Origin of the sequence: Streptomyces sp. NPDC091412 (genome assembly GCF_044756885.1) — a bacterium.
In the GTDB taxonomy this organism is placed as follows: Bacteria; Actinomycetota; Actinomycetes; order Streptomycetales; family Streptomycetaceae; genus Streptomyces.
Genome location: NZ_JBIVTV010000011.1, coordinates 200,180 through 219,806, shown reverse-complemented (window position 1 = coordinate 219,806; position 19,627 = coordinate 200,180). Strand labels below are relative to the sequence as shown.

Annotated in this window: 12 protein-coding genes and 2 pseudogenes; 9 read left to right on the top strand and 5 right to left on the bottom strand. The window is 70.3% G+C overall.

Annotated features, from left to right (window positions below):
- Positions 1 to 429 precede the first annotated feature (429 nt).
- Entirely contained in the window at positions 430 to 1,689 is a 1,260-nt protein-coding gene (locus ACIQMV_RS25450) for a cytochrome P450 (protein WP_402595836.1), read from the bottom strand.
- 297 nt (positions 1,690 to 1,986) lie between these two features.
- Between ACIQMV_RS25450 and ACIQMV_RS25445 the strand changes: the two genes are divergently transcribed.
- The gene (locus ACIQMV_RS25445) at positions 1,987 to 3,606 is read left to right on the top strand and encodes an FAD-dependent oxidoreductase (protein WP_402595797.1); all 1,620 of its coding nucleotides are present in this window, start codon (positions 1,987 to 1,989) and stop codon (positions 3,604 to 3,606) included.
- A 76-nt stretch (positions 3,607 to 3,682) separates the two neighbouring features.
- Complete coding sequence (locus ACIQMV_RS25440; RefSeq protein ID WP_402595795.1) at positions 3,683 to 4,723, top strand: amidohydrolase family protein; 1,041 nt, start codon at positions 3,683 to 3,685, stop codon at positions 4,721 to 4,723.
- Positions 4,724 to 4,728: 5 nt separating this feature from the next.
- Here ACIQMV_RS25440 and ACIQMV_RS25435 read toward each other — a convergent pair.
- Positions 4,729 to 4,851: pseudogene (locus ACIQMV_RS25435) on the bottom strand (NADPH-dependent F420 reductase); the annotation flags it as partial.
- Positions 4,831 to 5,032 (bottom strand): annotated as a pseudogene (locus ACIQMV_RS25430) (XdhC family protein); the annotation flags it as partial. The pseudogenes ACIQMV_RS25435 and ACIQMV_RS25430, both read right to left, overlap by 21 nt.
- A 450-nt stretch (positions 5,033 to 5,482) precedes the next feature.
- Here ACIQMV_RS25430 and ACIQMV_RS25425 point away from each other — a divergent pair.
- From ACIQMV_RS25425 to asnB, 6 genes are all read left to right on the top strand, one after another.
- Positions 5,483 to 6,151, top strand: coding sequence for a hypothetical protein (locus ACIQMV_RS25425; RefSeq protein ID WP_402595794.1), 669 nt, complete (start codon positions 5,483 to 5,485; stop codon positions 6,149 to 6,151).
- A gap of 2 nt (positions 6,152 to 6,153) precedes the next feature.
- Positions 6,154 to 7,482 carry a PP2C family protein-serine/threonine phosphatase gene (locus ACIQMV_RS25420; RefSeq protein WP_402595792.1) on the top strand — a complete coding sequence of 443 codons (1,329 nt, stop codon included), beginning with the start codon at positions 6,154 to 6,156 and terminating at the stop codon, positions 7,480 to 7,482.
- Between the two features lie 180 nt (positions 7,483 to 7,662).
- The gene (locus ACIQMV_RS25415; RefSeq protein ID WP_402595790.1) at positions 7,663 to 8,679 is read left to right on the top strand and encodes an MASE1 domain-containing protein; all 1,017 of its coding nucleotides are present in this window, start codon (positions 7,663 to 7,665) and stop codon (positions 8,677 to 8,679) included.
- 440 nt (positions 8,680 to 9,119) lie between these two features.
- Positions 9,120 to 10,754, top strand: a complete 1,635-nt coding sequence (abc-f, locus tag ACIQMV_RS25410) for a ribosomal protection-like ABC-F family protein (RefSeq protein WP_402595789.1) — start codon at positions 9,120 to 9,122, stop codon at positions 10,752 to 10,754.
- A 79-nt stretch (positions 10,755 to 10,833) separates the two neighbouring features.
- The gene (locus tag ACIQMV_RS25405) at positions 10,834 to 12,537 is read left to right on the top strand and encodes an ABC-F family ATP-binding cassette domain-containing protein (RefSeq protein WP_402595788.1); all 1,704 of its coding nucleotides are present in this window, start codon (positions 10,834 to 10,836) and stop codon (positions 12,535 to 12,537) included.
- A gap of 583 nt (positions 12,538 to 13,120) precedes the next feature.
- A complete protein-coding gene (gene asnB, locus ACIQMV_RS25400) occupies positions 13,121 to 14,959 on the top strand; it encodes an asparagine synthase (glutamine-hydrolyzing) (RefSeq protein WP_402595787.1) in 1,839 nt (612 codons plus the stop codon).
- A 205-nt stretch (positions 14,960 to 15,164) separates the two neighbouring features.
- Here the strand turns inward: asnB and ACIQMV_RS25395 are convergent, their stop codons facing one another.
- On the bottom strand, positions 15,165 to 15,761 hold the full coding sequence (locus ACIQMV_RS25395; protein ID WP_402595785.1) for a dihydrofolate reductase family protein: 597 nt from the start codon (positions 15,759 to 15,761) through the stop codon (positions 15,165 to 15,167).
- Between the two features lie 71 nt (positions 15,762 to 15,832).
- On the opposite strand from ACIQMV_RS25395, the gene ACIQMV_RS25390 reads away from it, so the two are divergent.
- Positions 15,833 to 16,411, top strand: a complete 579-nt coding sequence (locus tag ACIQMV_RS25390) for a TetR/AcrR family transcriptional regulator (RefSeq protein ID WP_401772034.1) — start codon at positions 15,833 to 15,835, stop codon at positions 16,409 to 16,411.
- Between the two features lie 409 nt (positions 16,412 to 16,820).
- Here the strand turns inward: ACIQMV_RS25390 and ACIQMV_RS25385 are convergent, their stop codons facing one another.
- Complete coding sequence (locus ACIQMV_RS25385) at positions 16,821 to 19,535, bottom strand: AAA family ATPase (protein WP_402595783.1); 2,715 nt, start codon at positions 19,533 to 19,535, stop codon at positions 16,821 to 16,823.
- Between the last annotated feature and the right edge of the window lie 92 nt (positions 19,536 to 19,627).

Here is a 19,627-nt window from a genome sequence, read left to right as displayed (position 1 = left end):
AGAAGGTATAGCGCACAGGGAACGCCCGTGACCAGAGTGCGTACCGGGTGAGGTGAGCGTGGATGCCGGACGGCTCGGCGGATCGGCGTCTGCGGCTGGACGGCACGCCTGCGGCGCTGCGCCGGTCCCCTCCGTCGCGAGCGGCACACCGACGACCGCCTCCGCGAGGGCAGCACGCGGTGTCCGACCTTCGCGCTGCTTGTCCGGCAGCCCCACCACCGGACGCGCGTGACCGACCTGAACGCGACGCCGGCGGCTCTCCGCACATGGTGAAGCGACGGGCCTTCGGCATGGTGCGCGCCGAAGGCCCGTCGCTGTGTGGTCGTATGGCCCGCCCGAAGTGTGTTCACCTCATGGAGCCGGAATCCCCCGAACCCTGGTCACCTCACCGAACTGCTCGAGCCCGGCTGTGGAGGACCTGAGGACCTGTCACGGAGCCAGTGCGACAGGGAGCCTCTCCAGTCCCCGGAAGGCGGGGAACGGGACTTTGAGCCATTCGGCCTCGGACGCCGGAAAATCGAGTTCGATCTTCGGGAACCTCTCGAAGAGCGTGGTCAACGCCGTTCGCATCTCCATTCTGGCCAACGGCGCACCGAGGCAGTAGTGCGCCCCGCTGCCGAAGCCGAGGTGCGCGCTCTGCAGACCCTCCCGCTTCACGTCGAAGGTGTCAGGGCAGGCGAACCTCTCCGGATCCCGGTTCGCGGAGGCGACCGCGATCTGCACGAGGGACCCCTTGGGAATGAGCGTTCCCCTGATGTCGATGTCCTCCAGCGCGTGCCGGAACGTCGCGTTCTCGACCGATCCCTCGAAGCGGATGACCTCCTCGATGGCGTTCGGCAGGAGTTCCGGATCCTCCAGGACCTCCTGCAGCTGATCGCGGTGGGTCAACAGGTCGAAGACGGCGTTGCCGATGAGGTACGCGGTCGTCTTGTGGCCGGCGAAGAGCAGCACCCACAGGGTCGACAGAAGCTCGCCGTCAGTCATGGCGCCTTGCTCGTCCTGCGTCCGGATCAGGTCGCTGAGAAGGTCGTCGGACGCGTTCTCGCGCTTGCGCAGGATGAGATCGGCGAAGTAGTCCCGCAGAGCTCCCTCGGCCTGTGCCAGTTTTTCCTTGTCCTTCTTGCTGAATCCGGTGCGTGCGACGGTGGTGCACCATTTCTGGGCTTCCGCGCGCTCTTCCTCGGGAATTCCGATGAGCTCGCAGATCACGATGAGGGGGAGCGGGAAGGCGAAGGACGACAGCAGGTCGATGGGTGCGTCGGTGTCACAGCGGTCCAGCAATTCGTCGGTGATCTGCTGAATACGAGGACCCAAGGACTCGATTCGGCGCGGACTGAAAGCGCGGTTGACGATGCGGCGCAGCCGGGTGTGCTTGGGCGGATCCGAGAAGAGCATGTTGTCGTCGAGCGCGATGGACGAGTCGCCGAAAATGGTGTGGTACGCGTCCATGGCCGCGTACATGTCCTTGCTGATGCGCGGATCCGTCAGGGCGGCCTTGGCGTCGTCGTACCGGGTGATCAGGTAGGTCTCCACCCCGTGCGGGGGAGACAGGCGGCACACCGGGGCCGACTCGCGCAGGCACGCGTACACCGGATAGGGGTTGGCGCGATACGCCGCTGAACCGCGCGAGGCCGCCGCGATCGCGTCCGCTGTCGAGTCCGTCGTGTCCCGTTCGTCGAGCTGAGTCATCATCCCGGCCTTTCTCACAGCAGCTTCCGCCCCGGCCACGGGACAGCAGATGTACGACTTACGATCCACCGGTCCCCTGAAGGATCCCGTACGTAAACGCAATTCGCCCGATCGCACCCACCGGCCTCTCGCGCGGTCGTTGGGGTCCGTGTCCACAGGCTGCGGCGAGGCGGATTCTCCGCTGATCGGGTGATCGCTGCTTATCGGCTCGCCGCGCATGGCAAAAGAACTGAGAGCGAGTCATGGAACCCATCGGGCACCGCGCTGCGGAGATGCTGATCCCAGAGGAGAAACGCGATGAACGATCGCGGCAACGAGTATGTGCCCGTCATGGTCGTGGGGGGCTCACTCGTGGGCCTGTCCGCATCCGTGTTCCTCGGGCGCCTTGGCATCGAGCACTGTGTCGTCGAGCGCCATGCCGCCACGTCGGCACATCCGCGCGGCCGCGGCAACAACATGCGGACGATGGAACTGTTCCGGACCGCCGGCCTTGAGCCGCACATCCGGAAGGCCGCGACCACGCTGTCGAAGAACCATGGAATCCTTCAGGTCGACACCCTGCGCGGTGAGAACCGGCGCTGGCTCTCGGCGCGGATCACGGGCAGGCCGCCGGAGGCGGACCTGTGCTCGACGATCCGCTGCGCGTGCAGCCAGAACGATCTGGAGCCGGTCCTGCTGCAAGGCGCCCGCGACCTGGGCGGAGACGTGCGCTTCGGCACGGAACTGCTGTCCTTCAGCCAGGACGACGACGGGGTGCGGGCCGTTCTGCAAACCAGGGACACCGGTGAGACGTACACGGTGAGGACGGACTACCTGCTCGCCGCCGACGGTCCCCGCAGTCCCGTCCGCCAGCGGCTCGGGATCGAGCACTCGGGATCGGGAGATCTGTTCCACAACGTCAGCGTCACCTTCCGCAGCAAGCTGCTGCGCGAGGTCGCGGGGGAGCAGAAGTTCGTCGTCTGCTACGTCACCGACCCCACCGGCGAAGGCGTGCTGCTGCCCGTGGACAACGAGGAGCAGTGGGTTTTCCATGTGCCCTGGTTCCCGGAGCGCGGGCAGACACTGGAGCACTTCACCGATGCCCGGATCACCGACCACATCCGGGCGGCGGCAGGGGTGCGCGATCTGGATGTGGAGATCACCGGGAGGGCGCCGTGGCATGCGGCGGACCGCGTGGCGAACAGCTATCGGGACGGACGTGTCTTCCTCATCGGTGACTCCGCCCACGAGATGCCGCCGACCGGGGCGTTCGGATCCAACACCGGTATCCAGGACGCGCACAATCTCGCCTGGAAGATCGCCGCGGTCCTCCGCGGCTGGGCGGGCTCGACGCTGCTGGACAGCTATGAGGCAGAGCGCCGGCCGGTGGCTCAGACCACCAGCGCGCGAGCGACCCTTCAGGCCGCTCGTGAACAGCACCCCGGCTACTCCGCCAGGACGGCGTCGAACGACACCGCTGATCTGATGACCGTGGCGCTGGGCTACCGATACGCCTCGCGGGCGATGGTCGGCGCGAACGCGGAGGACCCCGTCATCCCCGACGTCCTGTGCCTGAACGGCGAGCCCGGAAGCCGTGCACCGCATCTCTGGGTCACACGCGACGGGGCGAAGGTCTCCACCGTTGACCTGTACGAGCGCTCCTTCGTCCTGCTCTGCGGGAGGCCCGGCTGGCGCACCGCGGCCCGCGGTGTGGGTGCGCGGCTCAACGTACCGCTCGACGTCTACTCCATCGGCGACGGAGTGGAGTACGACCTGGACACCGGCGGCGCTGCGGACTGGTCCTCGGTGTATGGCGTCGCACAGGAAGGCGCGGTGCTGGTGCGGCCGGACGGCTTCGTGGCCTGGCGGGCCGAGGCCGAGACGGCGGACATGGAAAAGGAACTGACCGGCGTTCTTCTGCAGATCCTCGGGCGCTGACCGTCACCGCGGCTCGACGATCCGAGCCGCACAGGAGTGACTTCTCCTGCGTCACCACAGAAATGGGAGCCTGTCCATGACATCACTAGAGACGGCGGCGGGCACGGCCCCACTGGCCGGTATAGCCGACAGCGGGCCGACGGCGGCGGGGGAGGGCGACGCACGCCGGGAGCGTGTGGACGTACACCACCACTACACCGCGCCGGAATGGCTCGACTGGGCGGAAAAACAAGAGATCGTCCATCGTCGGAGGCTGCCGCCGTGGACCCGGTGGGACCTCGGCACAGCTCTCCGGATGATGGACGAGGCAGGCATCCGGACCAGTGTCTTCACCGTCGCGATGCTGGGCCGCCTCCAGGATCCGAAGGTGCGCAAGGAAAGCGCCCTTGTCGCCCTGGAAGCCGCCAGCGACCTTGTCCAGAGCCATCCCGATCGCTTCGCCTTCTACGCACCGCTGTTCCTGGACAGTCCGGACCTGTCGATGTGGTCGCTCACCCATGGACTGGACGACCTCGGGGCGATCGGCGTCAGCGTGCGGACCAGCGCCAAGGGCGTCTATCTGGGCCACCCCGACCAGGACAGAATCCTGGCGGAGCTCAACGAACGCTCGGCCGTGGTCAGTACGCACCCGATGGACGTACCCGGAGGCGGCGCGGAGCTGGAGGGTGTGCCGCCGTTCCTGTGCGACTTCCTGATGGACACGACGCGCGCGGCGATCAGTCTCATCATCAACGGGACCCTGGACCGCTACCCGAACCTCAGCTTCATCCTGCCGCACGGAGGCGGTTTCCTTCCTTACATCGCCAGCCGCGTGGAGGTGTTCAGCGACCATCTGACGCCCAAGGTGGACCGCGCCCGGGTCCGTGACTACCTGCACCGCTTCTACTACGACACGGCCGGCCCCATGTCCCCCTCGGCCACGCCGAGTCTGCTGTCCACCGTGGATCCCTCCCGGATCCTCTACGGCAGTGACTGGCCCCCCACCCCGGCTCATCTGGTCACGGGTGTCACCGCACCCGCGCTCGACAACGACCCCGCCCTCGACGAGCAACAGCGCCGCTGCATCAACCGCGACAACGCGCATCGTCTTCTTCCGTCGCTTGCCGCTCGTCGATAGCGGCTGCGAGGAGGGGGGCACGAGCAGGCGGCCCGCTGGGCGGCACTGCCGTTCTCGGGCCTCAGCGCGTACGCACCCGGCTTGTCGAAGCCGAGCGGGTTGACGCAGTCGACGACGATCTCGTCGGCCTCGGGGAAGTCGTGCGGGGTCACGAAGGCGGGACGGCGTCGCATACGGTGACGTGGTAGTTCAGGAACTCGCCCGCCCGGACGAGGGCGAGGCGAAGTCGATGACGCCGAAGACGATCATCCGGGGCGGCGGAACGCTGGACTCGACCAGCAGGACCACCGGCGCCCCGCAGCGGCTGCCGCCGCTGTACGACGTCGGCGTCGATACCGACCGACCGCCCCACGCGGTCCGGGGCAATGGCCTCCCGCCTCCTTCGTCCCGGGTGCGGCATGCCGCTTTTGGAGTAATGAGCCGGCCGGGTCGGTGGGCCGTGTCAGGCTGTGGTCTTGTTTGATCACGGTCGTGCCAGGAGGCCGGGGTGTACCGCTCGCGTGAGTGGCTGTACGAACGGATCCGTCGTGGCGACCCGGCGGATCCCACGGTTTCGGCACCGGTTTACGACAGTGGGCGGGGCCCGATGTCGGCCCTGCACCGCGATGGCGGGATCACTGTCCGGCGAGCGAACGAGGTGCTGGTCTTGGGCGGGCGGCAGTTCGCCGCCCGGCACATCAGGCCGACTCGCCGCTACACCTGCCACGACATCCTGGAGATTCTCCTGGTCAGGCCCGGCGCGATCGCCGGGCCGCCGTTTTGGCGCAGGCCCGGGCCGAGGGCGGCTTCACCGCCACTCGTGAGGCGTTCTGTTCGGCGGCGAAGACCGTGGCCGGTGGACATGTGGGTACCCGGGTGCTGATCGAGGTGCTGCTGTCGCGCCGGCAGTCGCCGGCCGCGGCGGTCGTCGGCGGCATGCAGGCTGTTCTCGGCTTCGACTCGGTCGGCATCGACCTGGTGGCCATCGCGGCCCGCCGGTGCAACGCCACCTGTGAGGAGCTGGGCGACAGTCCGACTGAGGGGGCGAAGACCACCTCGCGGCACGCCCGGCGACCGCCACCCGATCCGCGCCCGCTCGCGGACATGACCACGTACGACCGGCTGCCGAAGCCGGTCACCCCGCACCACATCGAAGAAGGGCACGAGCGCATGAGCCCCGCTAAGGCCGCCCCCACCGACAAGGACGCCGAGGCCGGCTTTGAGTATCAGGTGCCGCCGCGGCGGTTGCCGCTGCCGGAGACGGAGATCCCGCTGATCGGGGTGGGCCCTGCGATCGCCGAAGCAGGGGGCTCCAAGCCGCTGCTCCAGATCCTTACCGAGCGGGAGGAGCGCAAGGCCACGGCGGTGGCTTCCACCGCCCCGTGCAGCGCGTGCGGCAAGCCGTTGAAGTCCACCGAGGGCGAGTACCGGTCCAGCGGGCGATCGTGATGATGGCGGGCAAGAAGGGGGAAGGGGCGGAGCGGCCGCCCCGCCCCGACCTGCTGGCGCGTCTGGACAGCGAACTGGGCCGGATCGATGAGCAACTGCGCGCTCTGGCCGGCGCCAAGCACCGCGTGCAGGGTCTGTTGGAGGCGGTGGTGGCCATCACCCGGGAGGTGGAGCTGCCCGCGGTACTGCACCGCATCGTGACCACCGCCATGGACCTGGTCGACGCCCGCTACGGGGCACTGGGAGTTCTCGACGCGTCCGGCGAGTCCCTGGCGCAGTTCATCGTCGTCGGCCTGTCCGAGCAGGAACGGTCGTCCTTGGCAGAGGCGGGGTTTCCCCGCGGTCGGGGCGTGCTCGGACACTTGATCCGCCACCCCGAACCCCTGCGGGTGGACGACATCTCCTCGCATCCGTCGTCGGTCGGCCTGCCACCTGGCCACCCGCCCATGCGCACCCTCCTGGGCGTCGCCGTCAGCGTCCGCGGCGACATCTTCGGAGACCTCTACCTCTCCGAGCGGCGCGACGGACAGCCCTTCGACGTGCACGACGAGACCATCGTCGTTGCCCTCGCCCGTGCCGCCGGTATCGCGATTGACAACGTCCGGCTCTTCGAACAGGTTCGTACCGGATCCGAACAGTTCCAGCGGCGTTTGCTGCCGGCGCTGCCCGACATGCGGCCCTTCGACGCCGCCGCCATCTACCGGCCCGCCGCCAAACCCCACCATTTGGGCGGGGACTGGTACGACGCGATCCTCCTTCCGGACGGCGCGGTGGCCGTCGTCATCGGCGACGTGGTCGGTCACGATCTGCATGCCGCTGCCGCCATGGCCTCCACCCGCAACATGCTGCGCGCTCTGCTGTTCACCCTGCGGACTCCGCCCAGCGCGGTCCTCGCCCAGCTCGATCGCACCCTGGAGGCCATCACCGACAACCCCGTCACCACCACGAGCCTGGCGCGCATCGAACCCGCGGGGGCTGCCTGGAGGTTGCACTGGAGCTCGGCAGGCCACCTCCCCCCATTGCTGATCGCTCCGGGCGGCCGGGCGGAGTACCTGTTCAAGGAGCCCGGACTACCGCTGAACGTCGATGTCGGGCTGTCCCGCCCCGATCACACCCACCCCCTGTCCCCGGACACCACCGTGGTCTTCTTCACCGACGGCCTCATCGAGCATCCCGACCATCCCCTCGACGAGAGCCTGAACGAGCTCGCCGAACTCGCCACCACACACGCGGCCCTGCCTCTGCAGGACTTCGTGCAGGCCCTGGCCGACCACCACCCCAGCGACGCACACGACGACATGGCCATCCTCGCCGTGCGCACCCCGCGCTGAAGCCGCACGGAGCCCCTGCGGCTGAGAGGCAGACCCCTCGGGTCGCACATCGCTCCGTCACCCGAAGCAATCCCGGCAGAGCACATGGTGAAAGGTCATACAGATGAGCGGCGGTGTCGTGGATCCGGGAGGGTCAGCGAACAGGGGACGAGAGAGCAGAGCCGAGGGGAAAACCTCCCGATGACTGTGGCGAGCCGCGACGGGCTCCGGCGCGTTGGCACGACGGCTCTGCGGATCGTCGCCGTTGCCGCGCTGTACTACGTCTCCGGCAGGCTGGGACTCCTCCAGCAGTTCATGCGCGGCCAGGTCACGCCGTTGTGGCCTCCGACCGGCATCGCGCTGGCCGGCCTGCTCCTGTTCGGACTGCGGGTCTGGCCCGGGATCGCGCTCGGCGCCCTCCTGATCGACATCCCACTGGGACCGACGACCCCCGCCGTGCTCGCCATCACGGCAGGCAACACACTCGCGCCCCTCTGTTCCTACGCACTCCTTCGCCGCAGCGGGTTCCGCACCCAGATGAACCGCTTCCAGGACGCGCTCGCACTGGTCTTCCTCGGCGCGCTCACCGGCATGCTCATCAGCGCGACCGTGGGCAGCAGCAGTCTGAGTCTCGCCCACGCGCTGCCCCCCGGCGGATTCTGGCTCACGTGGTGGGTCTGGTGGACCGGCGACGCCATGGGCGTCCTGCTGGTCGCGCCGCTGCTGCTCGTCCTCCGCTCGGCGCGCCGGCCGAAGAACATCCCCCGATCCGGATGGGCGGAGGGATCGCTGCTTGTCGCGGCCACCATCGCCGTCGGTCTCCTAGAAACCTTCCCCGCGCCGCTGCTCTTCCTGGGGTTCCCGCTGCTGACCTGGGCAGCCTTCCGCTTCCAGCGCGCCGGAGCCACGCCCTGCGCGCTGGCCGTATCCACGTTCGCCATCCTCGCCGTCACGCGCAGGGCAGGCCCGTTCGCCGGGCACACGCTGCTCACCGACATGATTTCACTGCAGGCCTTCAACGGTGCCGCCGCGCTGACCGCGCTGCTGCTCGCCGCGGCCATCACCGAGCGGAACCAGACCCAGGAGAAGATCGAAGAGGCCTGCAGGCGGCTCGCCGAGATGGTGGCCAGAGCCGCACCGGACACCGACGGTCCGCCAGTGCTTCCCAACCCCCAGGGAGATGGAGGAGAGAACGGCGGACAGACCCGGGCGTCGTGATCGATCAGCAATCGCGACAGGGGACCGGGCCCGCCGAACCACGCCTGTCAGGGACGCAGATTGCCGATCACGAGCTCGCGGGGTATCCGCGATCTCCACGTGCCGTGGCCCGCGGATCCGGCGACTGCCCATCCGGGACCGGGTACCGCCGCCCGCCAGGCCCTGGGCGCGGCGGCCGGCCGTGGTCCGGACCGGGTGATCCTTCGTGTCTCCGGCCCAACGCAACCTGTTGTTAGACTGGTAGAGACGTTGATCGTTTGTTGAGGAGCCGAGACATGGTGGTGGACGACGACATCTCCGGGTGATACCCGGACCCGACAGGCCACCGGACTGGTGCGTGGAAGCGCCGCCGACGTGGCCTCGCTGTCGTCCCCTCTTTCCCTCTGTCTGCTGCCGGGGCAGAAGTGTCTTCCCTGCCCCCTCCTCACGAGGTCACCTCCATGTCCGACGCTTCCGTCGTCTGCTCGAACCTGTCCTTCACCTGGCCCGACGACACTCTCGTCCTCCAGGACCTGTCCTTCACCGTCGGCTCCGGCCGCACCGGCCTCGTCGCGCCCAACGGTGCCGGCAAGAGCACGCTGCTCAAGCTCATCGCCGGTGAACTGCGGCCCGGCAGCGGGTCGGTCTCCGTGGCCGGCACCCTCGGCTACCTCCCCCAGAGCCTTCCCCTGACCGGCGACCTCACGGTCGCCGAGGTGCTGGACGTCGCCGCGATCATCCAGGCCATCGACGCCGTGGAGTCCGGGGACGTCGACGAAAAACACTTCACCACCATCGGCGACGACTGGGACATCGAGGAACGCACCCGCGCTCAACTCGACCGCCTCGGTCTGACCGACCTCACCCTGGATCGCAGCCTGAGCACCCTCAGCGGCGGCCAGGTCATCTCTCTCGGTCTCGCCGCCCAGTTGCTGAAGCGGCCCGACGTGCTGCTGCTCGACGAGCCCACCAACAACCTCGACCTCGACGCCCGGCACAAGCTGTACGACGTGCTGGAGGACTTCAACGGCTGCCTGCTCCTGGTCAGTCACGACCGCGCCCTGCTCGACCGCATGGAACGCGTCGCCGAACTCGACCGCGCCGAACTGCGCTTCTACGGGGGCAACTTCACCGAGTACGAAGAGGCTGTGCGGGCCGAGCAGGAAGTCACCGAGAAGAACGTCCGCAACGCCGAGCAGGAGTTGAAGCGGGAGAAGCGGGAGATGCAGCAGGCCCGCGAGCGCGCCGAACGCCGGCAGAGCAACGCCGCCCGCAACCTGAAGAACGCCGGTCTGCCGCGTATCTTCGCCGGCAACATGAAGCGGGGCGCGCAGGAGTCCGCGGGCCGGGCGGGCCAGATGCACGCCGGCCGGGTCAGCGAGGCGAAGGCCCGGCTGGACGAGGCCGGGCGCGCGCTGCGCGAGGAGCAGCGCATCACGCTGGACCTGCCCGACACCCACGTGCCCGCCGGACGCAATCTGTTCCTCGGCCGGCAACTCCGCGCCCGCCTCGGCGAGAAGGACGTGTTCGCCGGCCAGGGGGTCGACCTGACCGTCCGGGGCCCGGAGCGCATCGCGCTGACCGGTCCCAACGGTGCCGGCAAGAGCACGCTGCTGCGTCTGCTCAACGGCGATCTGACACCGCACAGCGGCGAGATCAAGCGGGCCGACGGCCGTATCGCCTACCTCTCGCAGCGCCTCGACCTGCTGGACCTGGACCGTACGGTCGCCGAGAACTTCGCCGACCACGCCCCGAAGCGGCCGGAGGCCGACCGGATGAACCTGCTCGCCCGCTTCCTCTTCCGGGGGCCTCGCGCCCATCTGCCCGTCGGGGTGCTCTCCGGAGGCGAGCGCCTGCGCGCCACCCTGGCCTGCGTGCTGTGCGCGGAACCGGCTCCGCACCTGCTGCTCCTGGACGAGCCGACGAACAACCTCGACCTGGTCAGCGCGGGCCAGTTGGAGGGCGCCCTGAACTCCTACCAGGGGGCCTTCGTGGTGGTCAGCCACGACGAGCGGTTCCTGCGCGAGATCGGCGTGAACCGGTGGCTGCGGCTGGCCGACGGCGAGCTGAAGGAGACGGGGGCCCCTGAGATGTGAGCCGCCGGCGTGTCGACCTGGCCCGCGTCCGAGGCATGCCGCCCCGCGGGCCGAGCACCGATCACGTTGGACGGACCCCATGCCTCAACCGGCTCTGCTCGCCCACGACCTCGTCCACACTCTCGGCGACCGGCGCCTGTTCGACGGTGTCTCCCTGACCGCCTCGCCCGGGCACCGCATCGGGCTGATCGGGGAGAACGGCGTCGGCAAGTCGACCCTGCTGCGCCTGCTGGCAGGGACGGACGAGCCCGACGTCGGCAGCGTCACGCGCCCGCCCGACCTGGGCTTTCTTCAGCAGGAGATGTCGTACGACACCGACGCGACGATCGCCGACGTACTCGACGACGCCCTGCGCGAGGCCAGGGAGGACCTCGCCGAGCTGGACCGGCTCAGCGAGCTGGTCGCGCGGACCGCGCAGGACGCGCCCGAGTACGCCGGCCTGCTCGACGCGTACGGCGTCCGGCTCGAACAGGCCCAGGAACGGGAGGTCTGGGACGCCGACCGGCGTGCCGCGCTCGTGCTCGACGGCCTCGGCCTCGGCGCCTTCGGACACGACCGGACGCTCGGGTCGCTGTCCGGCGGCCGGCGCGTCCGGCTCGCGCTGGCCGCGCTGCTGGTCCGGCGACCCTCCGCGCTGCTGCTGGACGAACCGACCAACCATCTCGACGACGGTGCCGCCGCCTTCGTCGAGGACCAGGTACGCGCCCTGCCCGGGGCCGTCGTGGTGGCCAGCCACGACCGGGCCTTTCTGGACGCCGTGTGCACGGACCTGATCGACCTCGACCCCGCGATGGACGGCCCGGTCCGCTACGGCGGCAACTACAGCGCGTACCTGGCCGAGAAGCGTGCCGAGCGGGACCGCTGGGAGCGACGCTGGACCGAGGAACAGGAGGAACTGGCCGCGCTGCGGGTCTCTGCTCAGGTCACCGCGCACCGCGTCGCACCGGACCGGGGACCGCGCGACAACGAGAAGATGGGCTACGGCCACCGTGCGGGCCGGGTCCAGAGCCAGATCTCCCGGCGGGTGCGCAACGCCGTCCGCCGCCTGGAGGAGCTGGAGCGCTCCCAGGTCGGTGAGCCACCGAAGCCGCTGCGCTTCAAGGGCACGGCGCTCGCGGCACCGGGGGTGGAGGACGACGGTCCGCTGGTGTCCCTGGACGACGTACGGGTACCGGGCCGGCTCGCACCGGTGAGTGCGGAGGTTTCGGCGACCGACCGTCTGCTGGTCACCGGTGGGAACGGGGCCGGGAAGTCGACTCTGCTGGCCGTGCTCGCCGGGCGGCTCGCGCCCGAGGGCGAGGTGCGGCGGCGTCGCGGACTGACTGTGGGCCTGCTCGCCCAGGACACCGTCTTCGCCCGTCCGGGCCGGTCCGTCCGGGACACCTATGAGCTGGCGCTGGGAGCCGAGCGGGCCGAGGCAGTACCGCTGGGCTCGCTCGGTCTGATGCACGAAGCGGACCTGGACAAGCCGGTCGGCCGGCTCTCGGTCGGACAGCGCAGGCGGCTCGCGCTGGCGCTGCTGGTGGCGCGACCGCCGCAGTTGCTGCTGCTTGACGAACCCACCAACCACCTGTCGCCGCGCCTGTGCGACGAGTTGGAGGCGGCGCTGGGCACCGGCCCCGGCGCGATCGTGCTGGCCAGCCACGACCGCTGGCTGCGGGAGCGCTGGCAGGGAGGGGAAATCCGGCTCGGCTCCGACCTCGAGCGCTCGGGCAGTGCGAGGCACAGGCTTCGCGCCAGTGGACACCGCCAGACCGTGCGGGGGGTTGGGTCGGCCAGATGACGGTCGGAAGGGACGGCACAGTCCGCTGAGGCCTGTTCACAGGGGGATCTCCTCCACGAACGCGCGCGATCTTGGATGCGAGCGATTCCCTCACATGTAAGGGGCCCGCGGCCGAAGCCGATCACCACCCGCACCGAACGGATCACGGGGCAGCGGCCCGGCCGCGCAGGCCTCGCCCTCCTCCGCCTTCGCATCCTCCTGCGGTGACCGCCACGCAGCGCGACCACCGATTTCCGGACAGAGCCATTCGCTGGACAGTCCTTCCACCCGAATGGAGGCGAAAACCGCTGGGCCGGACGCGCGGCGCGCGAACTTGGGTAATTCTTTACTGCGGGCCGGGAGTCGACGGCCGCGGCCCGGAACCCGGCGGTCGGGGCGAGGCTCGTAGGCGTGTACCCGCAAGGCAAAGCCGGTCCGAACCGACGGGGCGGGCGGCGCCGACCAGGGTGCGGACGGGCTGACCCTGTTCCGCACGTGACACACGCTCGTCCCCTAGCTGAACACAAACTGGTTCGCCGGGATTGGCTGCGAGAGGCCGCAGGTGAGCGGGCTCGGCCCGGAGGCCGGACGCGGGAGGTAACACATGTGCGGGATCACCGGCTGGGTGTCCTTCGACCGTGATCTGAGGTCCGAGAGCGCGACCTTGGACGCGATGACCGAGACCATGTCCTGCCGGGGCCCGGACGACTGCGGCACCTGGGCCGAGGGGCCCGCCGCCCTCGGCCACCGCAGGCTCGCGATCATCGACCTCCCCGGCGGGCGGCAGCCGATGAGCGTCCGGACACCCGAGGGCACCGTGGTGCTCGTCTACTCGGGGGAGGCCTACAACTTCACCGAACTGCGCCAAGAGCTGACCGGTCTGGGCCACCGCTTCACGACCGACTCGGACACCGAGGTGGTCCTGCACGCCTACCTCGAATGGGAGGAGGGGCTCGCCAGACGGCTCAACGGCATGTTCGCCTTCGCGGTGTGGGACGGCCGCCACAACCGGCTCGTGATGGTCCGCGACCGTATGGGGATCAAGCCGTTCTACTACTACCCGACCTCCGACGGCTTGCTGTTCGGCTCCGAGCCCAAAGCCATCCTCGCCAATCCGTTGGCCCCCGCCCGGATCCGCCTCGACGGCCTGCGGGAAGTGTTCGCGATGGTCAAGACGCCCGGACACGCCGTGTGGGACGGCATGCGCGAACTGGAGCCCGGCTCCGTCGTCACCGTCGACCGGCAGGGGATGCGCCGACACGTCTACTGGCAACTTCAGACCCGTCCGCACACCGACGACCGAGCCACCACCATCGCCACCGTGCGCTCACTGCTCGACGACATCGTCCGCCGCCAGCTCGTCGCCGACGTCCCCCGCTGCATGCTGCTGTCGGGAGGCTTGGACTCCTCCGCGCTGACCGCCCTGGCAGCCCGCCAACTGGCCGAGCACGGCGAGAAGGTGCGCAGCTTCGCCGTGGACTTCGTGGGACACACCGACGACTTCATCGCCGACGAGCTGCGCGCCACACCCGACAGCCCGTTCGTGCACGACGTCGCCCACGCCTCCGGCACCGAGCACCAGGACATCCTTCTCGACGCGCAGTCCCTCGCCGACCTCGACGTACGGGCGGAGACGATCCGGGCACGCGACCTGCCCGTGGGCATCGGCGATTTGGACTCCTCGCTCTACCTGCTCCTCCGGGCGATCCGCGAGCACTCCACGGTCGCGCTGTCCGGCGAGTCGGCCGACGAGGTCTTCGGGGGCTACCTCCAGTTCTTCGACGAGGAGGCCCGGCGCGCCGACACCTTCCCATGGATGGCCCAGGCCCAGCGCTTCGGCAGCGATTCCGGAGTCCTGAGCCCCGCTCTCACCGAAGCCCTGGACCTGAAGACGTACGTCGCCGACAGCTACTGCGCCGCCGTATCGGACATCCGCCGCCTCGACGGGGAGAGCGACTTCGAGTACCGGATGCGGAAGATCTGCCATCTGCACCTGACCCGGTTCGTACGGGTCCTGCTGGACCGCAAGGACCGCCTGAGCATGGCGGTCGGGCTGGAGGTGCGGGTGCCGTTCTGCGACCACCGGCTCGTCGAGTACGTGTACAACGCTCCCTGGTCGCTGAAGTCGTTCGACGGGCGGGAGAAGAGCCTGCTCAGGGAGGCGACCGCCGACCTGCTTCCGCGGTCCGTGTACGACAGGACCAAGAGCCCCTACCCGTCGACGCAGGACCCGAAGTACGCCGTCGCCATCCAGGAACACGTCAGGGAGATCCTCGCCCGCCCGTCCCACCCGGTCTTCGACCTGCTCGACCGGGACCGCGTCCACCAAGCCGCCCACCGGGACGCCCCGCAGGTCACGCTGGCCTCGCGGCGCGGTCTCGAACGCACCGTGAACCTGGCACTGTGGCTGGACATGTACAAGCCGGAACTGACGCTGACCTGACGGCGAGCACGCCGCGGGCCGGTCCCGCCGGAGCCCACCGCCGTGCCCCGCGCCGCACCGTGACGGACGACGCCGGTTCCGGAACCGTTCATGCCGGCGTCCTGCCAGGCTCGGCGCCACCGCCGAACCGAGCGCACGCTCACCCGTAGCTCCTTACCGTGACGGTCACACCCCGTCAGCCCCCAACGACATCACGCTTCCGAAGTCAGGAGCGGCGGGTGAGGTGGGTGAGAGTAACGCCGCTGGAGAAGGCAGTGCGCTCGGCGACATGGAAGACGGTGGGGTTGAAGGCGCCGTCGAAAGCCGGGATTCCGGCGCCGGCGACCACCGGGTAGTGCTTGACCACCAGTTCGTCGATCTCGGGCAGGAGGGCGCCCGCGAGCTTGCCGCCTCCGCAGAGCCAGATGTCCAGGCCGGTGCCCTCCTGCCGCTTGAGTTCGCGGACGAGGGCGAGTGGGTCGCCCGGGACGACGGTGACGGCGGGGTCGGTGTCCGGCTCGAGGGTGCTGGATACCACGTATTGACGCAGGTGCGCGTACGGGCTGGTGATTCCCGCGTCGAGGGCGGGGCGGTAGGTGCCGAGGCCCATGACGACGGTGTCGAAGCGCCGGTTGGGCGCGTCGGTGAGGCCTACGGCGGCTCGGTGGGCGGTCGGAACGGTCTCGGGGTACAGCGTGTTGGTCCAGGAGAAGTAGGCGGCAGTCTGCTGTTCGTCGCCGGCGGGGAAGAAGTCGTACTCGCCGCCGGGGCCGGCGATGCGGCCATCGAGCGTGACACCGACGTAGTACACGAGCTTTCGCATCTCTGATGGCTCCATACGTAGTACTCTAGATGAAGTGGTTTGAACGTAGTACTACAGATGGAGTGATGTCAATGGTGAGGCGAAACGACCAGCGGCGCGCCGCCCTCGTCGACGCCGCGATCGAGGTGCTGGCCAGGGAAGGCGCACGTGGTCTGACGTTCCGGGCGGTGGACACCGAGGCCGCCGTACCGGCCGGCACCGCGTCCAACTACTTCGCCAGCCGCGACGACCTGCTCACCCAGGCCGGCGCCCGTGTGTACGAGCGGCTCAAGCCCGACGACGCCACGATCGCCCGCCAGCAGGCGGCCGGCCGTGACCGGGAAACCTACGCGGAGCTGATGCGTGAACTCGTCGGCCGCATCGCCCGCTTCCGCACCGGCTACCTCGCGTTGCTCGAACTCCGCCTGGAGGCCACTCGCCGCCCCGAATTGCGCAAGGTCCTCACCGAGCGAGTCCGGGCCGACGTCGACGCCAACGTGGCCTACCACGAGGCCTCCGGCCTCCCCGGCGACGCCATGGCCGTCAAGCTGCTCATACTGGCTCTGAACTGGCTGATCGTCGAGCAGCTCACCCTGCCGGACGTCTTCACGGAAGCAGAGCGTGAACAACTGGTGACGGCCGCGGTCGAACGCATCGTGGCGGCGGAGTAGACGGCAGACGCACACGGATTCCCCGAGGAGCCCCGTGCGGCGAGGACTGCGAGCCCATCCGGCTGGTTGGGGGCCGGGTGACGGAAGTACGGGGTGGCCGGCCGCACCGGCCCGATCCGGTGCTCGCGGCGCAGGTGCACCCCCCGGGCCTCGGCGGCAGCAGGGGTCTGCCGGGGCGAGTGGCGCGCACGACGTGCCGCCGGGTCAGTGCGTGGTGGAGCTGGTCGGGGGTGAAGTCCTGCATCCGTGAGCACAGCCCCGCTTCGCGCTGACCGGGGGCAGGCTCCGCACCTTCACCACGCGGTCCTGGACCCGGGCACCACGCGCGGGCGAGGGGTTCGCCTACGCCTACGTCGGCTTCGTGCGGCACCGGTCCTGAACTCGGGTGGAAGGCGCAGATCCGTGCCGGTCACAGGTCGAGGGGGAGAGCGGTGAGCTCGGCGCGGGAGGCGACGCCCAACTTGGCGTAGCAGTTTCGCAAGTGAAAGTCGACGGTGCGTGAACTGACGAACAGCTGCGCGGCAACGTCCCGGTTCGACAGGCCCTGCCGGACCAGGGCGGCGACCTGGCGCTCCTGCGGGGTCAGCTCGGTGGCGGTGGCGACGTCGCGGCGGCGGACGCTCTCGCCGGAGGCGCGCAGCTCCTGCGCGGCCCGCTGAGCCCACGAGGCAGCGCCGAGGCCCTCGAACAGCGCCAGCGCGGTGCGCAGATGCTCGCGGGCGTCGACCCTGCGGCGGGCGCGGCGCAGGTGTTCGCCGAAGGCCAGATGAGTGCGGGCCCGGTTGGGCAGCCGTCGCGAGCCGGCGTGCGCGGTCAGTGCCTGCTGGAAGTGAGCCTCGGCGTCGCTGTCGGCTGCGAGCAGCGCACGGCCGTGTTCGACGACCGCGGTCGCGGCCGGCAGCCCGGTGCCCGCGGCGAAATGCTCCAGCTCGGCCAGCCAAGTGCGGGCGAGGCCTGGGCGGTTGCCGCGGATGGCGGCGTCGAACAGGTCGAGAGCGGCCAGACGGCGGCAGGCCGGCCCCTCGATGTGCTCGAGATGGTGCAGCGCGGAGGCGGGCTGCGTGGCCGCGCGCAGCCCGCGGGTCCAGTGCGTCAGGTCGGCGACGAGGCCGTCGGTGATGCCGACCGGGTGCTTGTCCCTGATCTCGGTGACCTTGTCCAGATGGCGGTCGGTGACGTCGTCTCCGCGTAGCGCCGCGACCAGGGCGAGTTGTGCGGTGGGCAGTGCGGTCAACCCAGGGTGGCCGGTGCCGACGGTCAGCGGCAGCGCCTCGGCGGCGGCATTGGCCGCCTTCGGCCAGGCGCCGGTAGCGATCTGGAAGTGGGCCCCGCGGGTGAGGGCGTGCTCGACCATGGTCAGCGCGCCGGCGCGGCGGGCGGCGGTCAGTTGCTGTTCGTGCAGCCGCAGTCCGCGTTCGTCGTCGTCGATCAGCATCGCGGCGATGCCCAGGTTGGGCTGCAGCAGGTGGTCCTCGACCGGGGCGTCGTCGGTGAGGACGAACGCGGACCGGAAGGATTCCGCGGCGGCAGTCCAGTCGCTGCGGGCGACGGCGCCGAAGCCGTGCAGGAGGGCCCAGGCAGCCCGCACCTGGGGCGGCGCGTCCGGCGCGGGCTCGGCCACCAGCGCGGTCGGGTCCACCGCGCGCGGGGACCGGGCGCCGAACGCCGCCAGCGACGCGGCGAGCATCGCCAGCTGCGCCACCAGTGCCGCGTCCCCGTCGGCGGCGACCTCGGCGGCCCGCAGGATGAGGTCGAAGCCGTCGTTCAGCGAGCGGGTGTTCCACTCGATCTGCCCCTGCAACGCGAGCAGTTGCGCACGCGCCGGCGGATCGGTCACGTCTGCCGCGGCGGCCTGGGCGAGCGCCGAGGCGCGCGAAGGGTGCGCGCCCAGCCAGGCCGAGGACGCGGCCCGGTACAGCCGCCGGCCGCGGGCCTCACCGCCGGCGGTGAGCTCGGCGGCGCGGGCCCACGCGGCGGCCGCCGCCTCGTGGCCACCGCGGGCCGCAGCGCGCTCGGCGACCCCGTCGAGGGCGGCGACGACGTCCTCGTCGGGCCGGTCGGCGGCGGCGGCCAGGTGCCAGGCCCGCCGCTCGGGGTCGCCGGTCAGCACGTCGGCGAGCGCACGGTGCGCGGCACGGCGTTGCGCACTGGTGGCCGCCCGGTAGACCGCCGAGCGCACCAGCGGGTGGTGGAGGGAGACGGCGTCGCCGTCGACGCGCAGCAACCCCGACAGCTCCACCGCGTCGAGGGCGGTATCAGCGGCGTCGAGGCGCTCGGCGGCGTCGCGGACCACAGTCAGGCGGGTGGTGTCGTCGGTCGCGGCGACCAGCAGGAACCGCTGCGCGGTCTCGTCGAGGCGGCGGTAGCGGTCGAGGAAGGCGCGCTCCACACCGCCGGTCAGCGGCAGCGGGGTGGGCAGCGGCGTCCGGCCGGCCAGTTGGTCCGCGGTGAGCACCCCGGCCAGCTCGACCAGCGCGAGCGGGTTGCCGCCGGTGCCCGCCACCAGTTGGTCGCGAGCCGCCGGATCGATGTCGGTCCCGGTGTGTTCGGACAGCAGCGCGTGGGCGTCGGCACCGGTCACGCCGTCGAGAACGATGGTGGGCAGGTCCCCGGCGTCGAACTCGCGGGCGTCGCCGTCGCGGGCGGCGAACAGCAGCGCCACGCGCTCCGCCTGCAGTCGGCGGGCGGCGAACAGCAGCGCCGCGGCCGACGCGTCGTCGAGCCAGTGCGCGTCGTCGACGACGACCAGCAGCGGCGCCTCTTCGGCAGCGTCGGCGAGCAGGCTCAGCGTGCCGAGGAACGCGCGGAAGCGGTCGCCCTCGCCCTCGGTCTCACCCATCGCCGCGCGCAGTGCCGCAGCCTGCGGCGCCGGCAGGGCATCGATGCGGGTGCGCAGTGGCCACAGCAGCCGTTGCAGTGCGGCGAAGGCCAGCGGCGATTCGGACTCCACGCCGGAGGTGCGCAGCACCCGCAGGTCCAACGCGGTTGCCAACACGTCGGCCAGCAGCGCCGACTTGCCGACCCCGGCGACGCCACGCACCATCAGCGCGCCGCCGCTGCCGGTGCGTGCGGCGTCGAGCAGGGCGGCGATCGCCGCGCGTTCAGGGTCACGTCCGGCCAGCACGAGCCCAACGGTACCGAACGCGCCGGTGAAGACACCGGCGCAAGTGATCACCTGCGGCGAGCGTGGCAGCTGACCATCACCCCGATTCCGAG